Consider the following 11,908-nt stretch of genomic DNA (forward strand, 5'->3'; position numbering starts at 1 on the left):
CAAGGATGGGCTTCCAAGCCCCCACCCCCGGAGGTCCACCATGGGTGTCCAGCCCATGCCCAGCGCCACCGCCGAACTGCTGATCGGGCCGCTGCTGCGGCGGGTGGTCGGCACCCGCGCCACGGTCTGGGTGGAGACCAGCGGCCCCGGCACGGTCAGCGTGCGTACGCCGGACGGGGCGGGCGGCTCCGCGGCCACGTTCACCGCGTTCGATCACCACTACGCGCTGGTCGTGGTCGACGGGCTGGCCCCGGACGCGGTGACGCCGTACGAGGTCTTCATCGACGACGAGCGGGTCTGGCCGCTGCCGGACTCGCCGTACCCGGCGAGCGTGATCCGGACCCGGCGGCGCGACGGCGACGACGCGGGTGCCGTACGGCTGATCTTCGGCTCCTGCCGGGAGACGACCCAGCACTCGACGACCCGGCGGCTGCGGCCGGACGCCCTCGACGCGTACGCCCGGCGGCTGATGACGCGCGGGTCCGACTCGCCGGAGCGGCCGGACCTGATGGTGCTGCTCGGCGACCAGGTCTACGCCGACAACACGTCGCCGAAGGTCCGCCAACTGCTGCGCGGGCGGCGGAACCGGCCGGCGGGCGCCCCCGCCGAGCAGGTGGTCAGCTACGACGAGTACACCAAGCTCTACCTGGAGTCGTGGCGCGACCCGGAGATCCGCTGGCTGCTCGCGACCGTACCGAGTGTGATGATCTTCGACGACCACGAGGTGATCGACGACTGGAACACCTCCCGGTCGTGGCGCGACGACGTACGGCGGGAGCCGTGGTGGGCCGAACGGATCGCCAGCGGGCTCGCCTCGTACTGGGTCTACCAGCACCTGGGCAACCTCGAACCGGAGGAGATCGCCACCGACCCGGTCTACGCCGCGGTGGTCGGTGCCGACGACGCGACCGGGGTGCTGCGGGAGTTCGGCGCGCGGGTCGACGCCGAGTCCGACTCGTCGCCGCCGGCGCGCGGCTACCGGTGGAGCTACCGGGTCGACGTCGGACGGACCCGGATCGTCGTGCTCGACAACCGGTGCAGCCGGGTGCTGGACAACGGGTCGCGGGCGATGCTGCCGCCGGACGAGTGGTCGTGGTTCGTCGACCAGACCCACGGCGACTACGACCACCTGGTCGTCGGGGCGTCGCTGCCGTGGCTGCTGCCGCCCGGCATCCACCACCTGGAGGCGTGGAACGAGCGGCTGGCCGGGTCGGCGCGGCCCCGGGTCGCGGCCCTGTCGGAGAAGATCCGCCAGGTCTTCGACCTCGAACACTGGGCAGCCTTCCACCGCTCGTTCGACGACCTCGCCGAGTTGTTCGCCCGGCTGGGCAGCGGCGGGCGCGCGGCGGCCCCGGACCGGGTCGGCGCCGGGGCGGGGGCCGGGAACGCCGCGTCCGGGACCGCCGGGCCTGGGACCGGCGGGGCCGGTGAGGCCGCCGGGGCCGGGGGCGGTACGGCCGGCGGGCAACGGGTCGGGGCCGGGCCGGCCTACCCGCCACCGGCGTCGATCAGCGTGCTCGGCGGCGACGTGCACCACTCGTACGTGGCCCGGGCGCACTTCGCCGTCGAGGTGACCACCCCGGTGCACCAGTTGACCTGCTCGCCGATCCACAACCAGGTGCCGGCGTTCATGCGGCCGGTGATGCGGCTGGGCTGGTGGCGCGGGCCGGCGTCGGCGGCCGGGGCGCTGGCCCGCTCCGCCGGGCTGCGGCGCCCGGTCGTCGGCTGGCGCAAGCTCGCCGGCCCCTACTTCGGCAACGCGATCAGCACCCTGTTGCACGAGGGCCGGTCGGCGCGGGTGACCGTCGAGGGCACCCGCAAGGACGGCGAGTTGCGGATCGTGGCACAGCAGGCCCTGGCGGCAGGTGGAAAGATGCCGGGATGACCTGGACCGCCCCACCCGCCGAACGCGCCACCGAGCCGTACACGGGACCCGAACGCCCGATGCTGGAGGGCTGGCTCGACTGGCACCGGCAGACCCTGCTGACCAAGTGCGCCGGGCTCACCGCCGACCAGTTGCGTACGGCGAGCGCCGAACCGTCCAACCTGACCCTGCTCGGCCTCGTCCGGCACATGACCGAGGTCGAGCGGGCCTGGTTCCGCAGGCGGTTCGCCGGCGAGACGATCGGTGAGGTCCACTGCTCGGAGGCCAACCCCGACGGCGACTTCGACGACGTGGCGACCGCCGACGCCGCGGCCGACCTCGCGGCGTTCCAGCGGGAGATCGAGCTGGCCCGGGCCGCGGCCGCCGGCCACGACCTCGACGAGACGTTCTTCCACCAGCGTCGCGGGGCCGAGATGAGCCTGCGCTGGATCTACCTACACATGATCGAGGAGTACGCCCGCCACAACGGCCACGCCGACCTCATCCGCGAACGCATCGACGGCGCCACCGGCGACTGACGCGGGGCGCCACCGGCGCCCGACGAGTGTCAGGCGGCGCCCGACGAGTGTCAGGCGGCCAGCGCGGCGCGGACGTACGGGAGATCGGCCGGACCGCTCCAGCGCAGGGCCGACAGGCCGGCGGCGCGGGCACCGCGTACGGCGCGGTCGTCGTCGTCGACGAGAAGCACCTGGTCGGGCACGGTGGCGAGCGCGGTGGCGGCGGCGTGGTAGTACTCCCGCGACGGCTTGGCCGCCCCGACGACCGACGAGTTGACCACCAGATCGACCTCACCGGCGAGCCCGAGCGCGGCCAGGTCGGCGTCGAGCAGGTCGGTGGCGTTGGTGCCCAGCCCGACCCGTACGCCGGCGGCCCGGACCTCGCGGACCAGGGCGAGCACGTCGGGGTCGACCTCGCCCCGGTACGCCTGCCAGGCGCCGACGGCGGCCCGGGCGGTGTCCACGCCACCGGCCTGCTCGGCGAGCGCCTCGGCCACCCCGGCCATCCAGTCGGCGTGGCTGACCTGCCCGGTGACCGCGGGGTTCAGCCGCTCCGGTGCCATCGCGGCGCCGTGCAGGCTGCCCGTGGCGAGGCTGTACTCGCGTTCGACGACGGCGGTGACCGCCGGATCCCAGCGGCGGAGCACGCCGTCGAGGTCCAGCAACAGGGCGGTGACGCGCTTGCGCTGGCTCATTCCTCGCCTCCGGTGTTGATCCGCTGGCTGATGACCTGGGTGACGCCGCCGCGCATGGTGACGCCGTAGAGCGCGTCGGCGACCTCCATGGTGCGCTTCTGGTGGGTGATGATGATGAGCTGACTCTTTTCCCGTAGCTGGGCCATCAGGGTGATCAGGCGGCCGAGGTTGACGTCGTCGAGCGCCGCCTCCACCTCGTCCATGATGTAGAACGGGCTGGGCCGGGCCCGGAAGATCGCCACGAGCATCGCGACCGCGGTCAGCGACCGTTCGCCGCCGGACAGCAGCGACAGCCGCTTGATCTTCTTGCCCGGCGGCCGGGCCTCCACCTCGACCCCGGTGGTGAGCAGGTCGTCGGGTTCGGTCAGCACCAGCCGGCCCTCGCCGCCGGGGAAGAGCACGGTGAAGACCTGTTCGAACTCGCGGGCGGTGTCGGCGTACGCGCTGGCGAAGACCTCCAGGATGCGGTCGTCGACGTCCTTGACCACGGTGAGCAGGTCGCGGCGGGTGGCCTTGAGGTCCTCCAACTGCTCGGAGAGGAACTTGAACCGTTCCTCCAGCGCGGCGAACTCCTCCAGGGCCAGTGGGTTGACCTTGCCGAGCAGGGTGAGTTCGCGCTCCGCCTTCGCCGCCCGCTTCTCCTGCGCCGGCCGGTCGTACGGCACCGGTTCGGGGACCGGCTTGCCGTCCTTCTCGGCGGCGGCCACGTCGGCCGGGGTCGGCGGCACCGGGTTGGCGGGGCCGTACTCGGCGATCAGGGTCGCCACGTCGAGGGCGAAGTCCTCGGCGGCCTTGGCCTCCAGCTGCTCGATCCGCATCCGCTGCTCGGCCCGGGCCACCTCGTCGCGGTGCACCTCGCTGGTGAGCCGTTCCAGGTCGGCGCCGAGCCGCTTGGCGGTCGCCCGGGTCTGCTGGAGTTCCGCCTCCCGGTGCGCCCGGGCGCGGGCGATCTCGTCGCGGGCCCGTTCGGCGGTGGCCAGCGAGCCGGCCAGCCGGGCGAGCGCGTCCCGGGCGCCGAGTTCGACGGCGCGGGCGATGCCGGCGCCGCGGACCCGGGCGGCCTTGCGGGCGGCGGCGCGTTCGCGGGCGGCCCGTTCGGCGTTCGCCTGGCGCAGCAGCGAGTCGGCCCGGCCGGCGATCGAGGCGACCCGCTCCTCGGCGGTGCGGACCGCGAGGCGTACCTCCATCTCGTTCTGCCGGGCCCGGGGCAGCGCGGCGGCGAGTTGGTCGCGCTCGTCGGTCGACGGGTCCTCGTCGATCGGGGTGGCCTCGGCCAGCCGCAGCCGCTCCTCCAGCTCGGCGATGCCGGCGAGGTCACGGTCGCGGGCCTGCTCGGCCCGGTCACGCGACGCCGCGAGCCGTTCGGTCTCGGCCTTGGCGGACCGGGCGGCGGCGCCGAGTTCGGCGAGCCGGCGGGCGGCGGCGTTGCGCTGCCCCTCGGCCTCGCGCTTGGCGGCCGCGGCGACCGAGACGGCCTCCTTGCGGTCGGCGACCTCGGCCCGGGCCGCGACGAGTTGCTCCTTGAGTTCAGCGCTGGTCGCCTCGGCGGCGACCCGGTTGGCCCGGGCCTCCTCGACGGCGGCCTGGACCTCGATGAAGCTCGGCGCCTTCGCCGAGCCGCCGGCCGCCGCGTAGGCGCCGACCACGTCGCCGTCGGGCGTGACCGCGCGCAGCTCCGGGTTGCGGGCCGCCAGCCGGGCCGCCGCCTCAAGATCATTGACGAGTACGACGTCCCGCAGCGCCCGGTGCACGGCCGGTCGTACCTCTTCGGGGCATTTGACCAGGTCCGGCGCCCAGCGGGCGCCCTCGGGCAGGGCCGGGCGGAGCGCGTCGGCCGACCCGGTCATCCCGGGACCGTCGGGACCACCGACCAGCAGGTCGGCCCGCCCCGCGTCGGAGATCTTGAGCAGCCGCATCGCCTCGGTCGCCTCGTCGACGCCGCTGACCGCGACCGCGTCGGCGAGCCCGCCGAGCGCGGCGGCCAGCGCCGCCTCGTGCCCCGGCTCGACGGTCAGCATCGCGGAGAGGTTGCCCAGCAGGCCCGGCACCTGGTCGGCGCGGGCCAGCAGCGCCCCGGCGCCGTCCTTGCGGCGCAGGCCCATCGCCAGCGCCTCCTCGCGCGCCTTCCAGGTCGCCGCGTCCTTCTCGGCGGCCCGCTCGGCGTCGGAGAGCTGCCGTACGGTCGCGCCGGCCGCCTCGTGCGCGGCCACCGCCTCGTCGTGCCGGGCGTCGAGGTCGGCGTTGTCGCGGTCGGCCTCCGACGAACTGGCGGCGACCGCGTCGACCTCGGCCTGCGCCTTCTCGGCCCGGCCCAGCGCGTCGGCGTGCGCGGCGGCCAGCCGGGCGATCTCCTCGGCGGCCGAGCCACTGCGGGCCCGCGCCGAGTTGACCTGGCCGGTGAGCTTCGCCAGCCCTTCCCGCCGGTCGGCGATCGCCTTCGCGGCGACGACCAGCGCCCGTTCCGCCTCGGCGAGCTGCCGCTCCAGTTCCTGGCGGCCCTCGACCGCCTCGGCGAGGCGTACCTGGTCCTCGGTCAGCGCGGCCCGCAGGTCCTCCTCCTGGGCCCGGACCCGCTCGGCCTCGGCCGCGAGCTGGTCCGGGTCACGGCCCGGGCGCTCGTCCTCGGGCGCGACGCTGAGGTGCCGGTGCCGCTCGCCGGCAAGCTGCTGGGTGGACCGGAACCGCTCCTGGAGCGTGGACAGCCGGTACCAGGTGTCCTGGGCGGCGGCGAGCAGCGGGGCGTCCTGCGCCAGCGCCGCCTCCACCTCGGCCAGCCGCTCCTGCACCACGGCGTGCTCGGCCTCGACGATCTCGCGACGCTCGCGCAGCGCCGCCTCGTCGGCGATCTCCTTGTCCAGCGTGGAACGCAGGGTCGCCAGGTCGTCGGCGAGCAGCCGCAGCCGGGCGTCGCGCAGGTTGGCCTGGATGCCGGCGGCCCGCCGGGCCACCTCGGCCTGCCGACCAAGCGGCTTGAGCTGGCGACGCAGCTCTGCGGTCAGGTCGGTGAGCCGGTTGAGGTTGACCTGCATCGCGTCGAGCTTGCGCAGCGCGCGTTCCTTGCGCTTGCGGTGCTTGAGTACGCCGGCGGCCTCCTCGATGAAGGCGCGCCGGTCCTCCGGCTTGGCGTGCAGTACGGCGTCGAGCCGGCCCTGCCCGACGATGACGTGCATCTCCCGGCCGATGCCGGAGTCGCTGAGCAGCTCCTGGATGTCGAGCAGCCGGCAGGAGTCGCCGTTGATCTCGTATTCGCTCTCGCCGGACCGGAACATCCGGCGGGTGATCGAGACCTCGGTGTATTCGATCGGCAGCGCACCGTCGGTGTTGTCGATGGTGAGGGTGACCTCGGCCCGGCCCAGCGGCGCCCGGCCCGCGGTGCCGGCGAAGATCACGTCTTCCATCTTGCCGCCCCGCAGCGCCTTGGCGCCCTGCTCGCCGAGCACCCAGGCGATCGCGTCGACGACATTGGACTTACCGGACCCGTTGGGACCGACCACGCAGGTGATGCCCGGTTCCAGCTTCAATGTCGTGGCGGAGGCGAAGGACTTGAAGCCCTTCACCGTCAGGCTCTTGAGATGCACGCTTCCGATCCTCGTCGACGTGGCCGCCGGGCTGCCGGCCCGGCGCTGGCCGCCGGCCGGGCCGCGGCCGCGGTGCCCACTCCTCAGCTCGTCGGGGGCCACCGGTCGGCCCGTCACCGGGGCGGACGGTCCCGGCCATTGCGCAGCGTAACCCGCATCGGCACGGTCGACGGAACGGCACGCGCCGGCCGGTCGGGCCGAGGGCAAAAAGCTGCGCGCCGACACGGAATGGTCGGCGCGCGTTTCGTGTGGTGCGATTCAGATGTGCGGGCAACGGCGCCGGGGTCACCGGCCTCCGCAGCTCGGATCAGGCCATTGCCGGCTCTGCCAGCCGCAGCAGTTCGTCTGCTTCGGCGGCAGCCGCGGCGAGCCGATCGTTGTCGGCGCGCAGGCGGGTGATCTCGAACTCAAGTGCCTCGACCCTGGCACGCAGTCGGGTGACCTCGTCGAGCAGGCGCCGGTCGGGCGCCACGCCAACGTGGCCGTAGAGGGCCTTCGCCATATCAACTCCTTGTAATGCGCTGCCGGAAAGGCCGGTCAAACGCGCGCCCAGCTTGGTCGCGGCGAAGTCCCCGGGCACACGGGGACAGGATCGGGCGCGACTGGCGACACCTCTATAGTCCGCCGATGTCGGGGCAACGTCAAGCTGCGCGGGGCACGGATCACTCTCACGGCACCCCGCCCGGCCGTGGCGGCCACCTCCGGTTACAGACAGAGATCACTGTCCGGACGCCGCCGATGCTACCGACCGGACGTTTCCGGCCCGCTAACGATGATCTCTTCCCAGCCTTATGTCTTCCTTAGCCGGATTGCCCGGGCGACGGCCGGCTGCGTACGGTCGCACCGGCCCCGACCCCGGCCGACCCGAGCAGACGGAGGCGACAGCGTGTACGGCGACAGCCACGACACCGACCGGCGACCGGCGTTGCGCGGACGGGGTCGGCACCGCGGCCCGCGCCGGCTGCCCGGCCTCTTCGGGCTCGCCGCCGTGGTCAGCGTGCTGCTGGTCGGGCTCGGCGTCGGCGCGGCCCTGCTGCCGTCGTACCTCGCCGGCGGACCCGAATCGACCTCGACCGGGGTCACCACCGGGGACGGCGCCGGCAACGGTCTGGTCAGCCCGGACGAACTGCCGCTGCAGACCGACCCGGCCACCCCGACCGGGGAGCCGTCGACCCCGGCCACCCCGAGCGGCAGCCCGTCACCGAGTGCCACCCCTACCTCGGCCGGCCCCAGCCCCACCCCGAAGGCGTCGAAGACCAGCGCCACGCCCCGGCGCACGCCGAGCCGTACGCCCACGACACGTACCGAATCCGGCGGCGGCAGCCAGGAGGAACAGGTCGTCGCGATCGTCAACCAGCGGCGGGCCGAGGCCGGCTGCGGCGCCGTACGCACCAACGCCGACCTGGCGAAGGCGGCCCGGCTGCACAGCGAGGACCAGGCGGCGCACAACCGGATGTCGCACGAGGGCAGCAACGGCAGCTCGCCGTGGCAGCGCGCCGAGCAGGCCGGCTACCAGCGGGCGATCAGCGAGAACGTGGCCGCCGGCTACCGGACCCCGGCCGCGGTCATGGAGGGGTGGATGAACAGCCCCGGCCACCGGGCCAACATCCTGAACTGCGACGCCAAGGCGATCGGCATGGGAATCGCCCGGTCGGGCGACGGCACCATCTACTGGACCCAGATGTTCGGCTCCGCCGCCTGATCCCCCGGGCGGCCGGCTCCCCCGGTCGCGCCGCCCGCGCCCGGTGCCCACGCCGTCCGGATCGCGCGCCCGGCCGGGCCGCCCGCGGCCGTGCCGCCGGACACTTCCGGCTCGTTGACCCCGGGTGGAGCGGTGTGCCGCGGCCGGACGGCGGGGCGGCGTCGTCGGCGGCACCCCGCCCCGGCCTGGCCAGCACGGCCCGCGCCGTTCCAGAGCCCGGGGGAGCTCATCGATGACCGTACTGCTGCCTCTCTACGTCCATCCGGCGGTGGACCCGGCGGCGTGGGAACCGGACCGGCTGCGCGGCGCCACCGTCGTGGTCGACGGGCACGACGCCCCCGCCTACCGCCGGGTCACCGCCCGGCTGGCCGCGGCCGGCGTGCCGGTGCTCGGGTACGTCGACCTGGCACGGGCCGCCCGGCCGCTCGCCGACGTACTCGCCGACGTCGACGGCTGGACCGGCCACCCCGTCGCCGGCGTCTTCCTCGACCGCACCCCCACCGGCCCGGCCGCCGTCGGCCCGGTCGCGCTGGCGGTACGGGCGGCCCGGCGGGCCGGGCTGACCGAGGTCGTCCTCAACCCCGGGGCCCCCACCGACCCGCTCTACCGCCGGCTCGGCGTCGCCATCTGCACCTTCGAGGGCGGCTGGCCGGACTACCGGCGGTGGACCGGTGCCGGCGGCGAACTCGGCGACGGCCACCTGGTGCACTCGGTGCCGCCGGCGCAGCTCGCCGCGGCGCGGCGGCTGATGGACTGGCGGGGCGCCGGGTTCGGGCTGGTCACCGACCGGGGGCTGCCGCACCCGTACGGCGGGCTCCCCAGCCGCCTGGACGTTCCCACCCCGGCGCGCTGACATGCCCGGGGCGTGCGCGCCGCGTACCCGCACCGCCGGGTCGGTGGCCGTGGTGCTGGTCGTACTGGTGGCCGGGGTGGCCTGCGGCGACGACCGCGACCCGCCGGTCCCCCGCCCCTGGCCGACGCAGACGGCGCTGACCTGGCAGTGGCAGCTCACCGGCGAACCGGACGTCACCGTCGACGCCGACGTGTTCGCCCTCGACGGGTTCACCGCCACCGCCGACGAGGTCGACCGGCTACGCGCCCGGGGCAAGCGGGCCGTCTGCCACGTCGAGGTCGGAGTGCTGCGCACGTCGCGACCGGACGCCGGCCGCTTCCCGCCCCAACTGCTCGGCGAACCCACCGGGCGGCCCGGCGAGTGGTGGGTCGACATACGGCAGTGGGGGGTCCTCGAACCGATCCTGACCGACCGGTTCCGGCTCTGCCGGGGCAAGGGTTTCCACGCGGTGGCGCCGTACGACGTGGACGGTTACGCGCACGACCCCGGCCTGCCGCTGACCTTCGACGACCAGATCGTCTTCAACCGGCGGCTGGCCGACCTGGCCCGCTCGCTCGGGCTCTCGCCGGGCCTGGTCAACGACATCGACCAGGTCGCGGCGCTGGAACCCGACTTCGACTTCGCCGTCAACGAGGAGTGCTACGTGGCGGCCGAGTGCGACCGGCTGCTGCCGTTCGTCGCGGCCGACAAGCCGGTCTTCCACGTCGAGTACGACGCCGACACCACCGAGTTCTGCCCGACGACGCGCGCGCTGGGTTTCGCGTCGATACACAAGAGCCGCGAACTGGGTGCCTGGCGCGCGCCATGCCTCTTCTGATCGCCGGGCCTCTACTGATCGCCCGGCCGGTTCCGATCGCCGGGCCGGGGCGGCCCGGCCCGGCGCCCGGTCAGGGGCGCGGGAGGCGCGGGCGGGGCTGGCAGCGCGGGCAGCTGAAGGAGGAGCGGTTCATGAACGGCTCGCGGCGGATCGGGGCCCCGCACCGGTGGCACGGCAGCCCCTCCCGGCCGTACACGTCGAGCGACCGCTCGAAGTAGCCGCTCTCGCCGTTCACGTCGACGTACAGGGCGTCGAAGCTGGTGCCGCCGGCCTTGATCGCCGCACCGAGCACGTCGCGTACGTGCCCGAGCAGCCGGCTCACGGCCGGCCCGGTCAGCGCGGCGGTAGGCCGCAACCCGTGCAGCCCCGCGCGCCACAGTGCCTCGTCGGCGTAGATGTTGCCGACGCCGGAGATCAGCGTCTGGTCGAGCAGGGCCCGCTTGACCTCGGTGCGCCGCCGTCGCATCGCGGTCACGAAGTCCGCGTCGGAGAACTCCGGGTCCATCGGGTCACGGGCGATGTGCGCGATCTCCGTCGGCAGGTCGGCGCCGCCCTCGGAGTACGATAGTCCGCCGAACGTGCGCTGGTCCACGAAGCGCAGTTCCGGTCCGCCGTCGTCGAAGGTGAACCGGATCCGCAGGTGCGTCTCGTCGGGCGTCCCCGCCGGCTGCATCAGCAGCTGCCCCGACATGCCGAGATGCCCGATCACCGCGTCGCCGCTGTCCAGCGGCAGCCACAGGTACTTGCCCCGGCGGCGGACGTCGACCACCCGCTGGCCGGCGAGCGCCGCCGCGAAGTGCGCGGCGCCGGGCAGGTGGCGGCGGATCGCCCGCGGGTGCCGTACGTCGACGGCGGCGAACCGGCGACCGGTCACCCACCGGGCCAGCCCCAGCCGGACCGTCTCGACCTCGGGCAGCTCAGGCACGCCGGCTGCCGGACGGGTCGGGATCCGGGATCGACACCCCGTCGGCGGCCGCCGGGACGGGGCCGGCCCCCGCACCGGGCTCCCCCACCGGGACGGCGTCTGCCGGGGCGGTCGCGTCCAGGCCGGTCGCGTCCGGGGCCGCGGTCGGCCGGTCCGGCGGCACCTCCGTCGGCTCGGCGACCTGCTCCGACAGCGTCCGCCAGGCCGCCTCGGCGGCCCGCTGCTCGGCCTCCTTCTTGCTGCGGCCGTCGGCGCCGCCGTACCGCTCGCCGGCGACCACCACCCACGCGGTGAACGTCTTCGCGTGGTCCGGGCCGGCGTCGTCGATCCGGTACTCCGGCACCCCGACCCCGAGCGCCGCGGTCAGCTCCTGGAGGCTGGTCTTCCAGTCCAACGCCGCGCCGCGCCCGGCGGAGTCCGCCATCAACGGGTCGAACAGGCGGTGGATCACGATCGAGGCGGTGTCCAGCCCGTACTGGAGGTAGATCGCGCCGAGCAGCGCCTCCAGGGTGTCGGCGAGGATGCTCGCCTTGTCCCGGCCGCCGGTGGTCTCCTCGCCCTTGCCGAGCAGCAGGTAAGGCCCGAGGCCCTGCGGCCCGAGGCCGCGGGCGACGTCGGCCAGGGCCCGCATGTTGACCACGCTGGCCCGCAGCTTGGCGAGCTGCCCCTCCGGCAGGTCCGGGTGGTTGTGGAAAAGCGCCGCCGTGATCACCACGCCGAGCACCGAGTCGCCGAGGAACTCCAGCCGCTCGTTGGTCGGCAGGCCGCCGTTCTCGTACGCGAACGAGCGGTGGGTCAGGGCCCGCTCCAGGAGTTCGGGGTCGAGGGAGATCCCGAAGGCCGCCTCCAGGTCGCCGATCGACGGCCGTCTGCGCCTGTCGTTGCTCATGTGCTCACCTCGCCGCTGTGGTCGCCGTGGATCGGGTGCACCGTGGCCGGTGCCGTCAAAGTCGAGG

Annotated in this window: 10 protein-coding genes; 5 read left to right on the forward strand and 5 right to left on the reverse strand. The window is 74.5% G+C overall.

What is annotated here, in order from left to right:
• Window positions 1-55 precede the first annotated feature (55 nt).
• Window positions 56-1,885 carry an alkaline phosphatase D family protein gene (locus QCD66_RS29340; protein WP_375736898.1) on the forward strand — a complete coding sequence of 610 codons (1,830 nt, stop codon included), beginning with the start codon at window positions 56-58 and terminating at the stop codon, window positions 1,883-1,885.
• Window positions 1,882-2,403, forward strand: coding sequence for a DinB family protein (locus QCD66_RS29345; protein ID WP_357535732.1), 522 nt, complete (start codon window positions 1,882-1,884; stop codon window positions 2,401-2,403). Before QCD66_RS29340 ends, QCD66_RS29345 begins: the two co-directional genes overlap by 4 nt.
• A 50-nt stretch (window positions 2,404-2,453) precedes the next feature.
• Here the strand turns inward: QCD66_RS29345 and QCD66_RS29350 are convergent, their stop codons facing one another.
• The 3 genes from QCD66_RS29350 to QCD66_RS29360 all read right to left on the reverse strand — a co-directional run bounded on the left by QCD66_RS29350 (window position 2,454) and on the right by QCD66_RS29360 (window position 7,157).
• Entirely contained in the window at window positions 2,454-3,077 is a 624-nt protein-coding gene (locus QCD66_RS29350; protein ID WP_375736895.1) for an HAD family hydrolase, read from the reverse strand.
• The gene (gene smc, locus QCD66_RS29355; protein WP_407566870.1) at window positions 3,074-6,655 is read right to left on the reverse strand and encodes a chromosome segregation protein SMC; all 3,582 of its coding nucleotides are present in this window, start codon (window positions 6,653-6,655) and stop codon (window positions 3,074-3,076) included. Before smc ends, QCD66_RS29350 begins: the two co-directional genes overlap by 4 nt.
• Window positions 6,656-6,962: 307 nt before the next feature.
• Entirely contained in the window at window positions 6,963-7,157 is a 195-nt protein-coding gene (locus QCD66_RS29360; RefSeq protein WP_357535726.1) for a hypothetical protein, read from the reverse strand.
• A 384-nt stretch (window positions 7,158-7,541) separates the two neighbouring features.
• Between QCD66_RS29360 and QCD66_RS29365 the strand changes: the two genes are divergently transcribed.
• The 3 genes from QCD66_RS29365 (at window position 7,542) to QCD66_RS29375 (ending at window position 10,027) form a co-directional block, all read left to right on the forward strand.
• Window positions 7,542-8,357: a CAP domain-containing protein gene (locus QCD66_RS29365; RefSeq protein WP_407566871.1), complete on the forward strand. Its 816-nt coding sequence runs from the start codon at window positions 7,542-7,544 to the stop codon at window positions 8,355-8,357.
• Window positions 8,358-8,589: 232 nt separating this feature from the next.
• Window positions 8,590-9,210: a spherulation-specific family 4 protein gene (locus QCD66_RS29370; protein WP_375736633.1), complete on the forward strand. Its 621-nt coding sequence runs from the start codon at window positions 8,590-8,592 to the stop codon at window positions 9,208-9,210.
• 1 nt (window position 9,211) lies between these two features.
• On the forward strand, window positions 9,212-10,027 hold the full coding sequence (locus QCD66_RS29375) for an endo alpha-1,4 polygalactosaminidase (RefSeq protein ID WP_375736634.1): 816 nt from the start codon (window positions 9,212-9,214) through the stop codon (window positions 10,025-10,027).
• Window positions 10,028-10,097: 70 nt separating this feature from the next.
• On the opposite strand, the gene mutM is transcribed toward QCD66_RS29375, so the two are convergent.
• Both mutM and rnc read right to left on the reverse strand, forming a co-directional pair.
• Entirely contained in the window at window positions 10,098-10,952 is an 855-nt protein-coding gene (mutM, locus tag QCD66_RS29380) for a bifunctional DNA-formamidopyrimidine glycosylase/DNA-(apurinic or apyrimidinic site) lyase (protein WP_375736635.1), read from the reverse strand.
• The gene (rnc, locus tag QCD66_RS29385; protein ID WP_375736636.1) at window positions 10,945-11,841 is read right to left on the reverse strand and encodes a ribonuclease III; all 897 of its coding nucleotides are present in this window, start codon (window positions 11,839-11,841) and stop codon (window positions 10,945-10,947) included. The genes mutM and rnc overlap by 8 nt, the downstream gene beginning before the upstream one ends.
• Window positions 11,842-11,908 lie beyond the last annotated feature (67 nt).

The organism is Polymorphospora sp. A560 (assembly GCF_045781765.1).
GTDB lineage: Bacteria > Actinomycetota > Actinomycetes > Mycobacteriales > Micromonosporaceae > Polymorphospora > Polymorphospora lycopeni.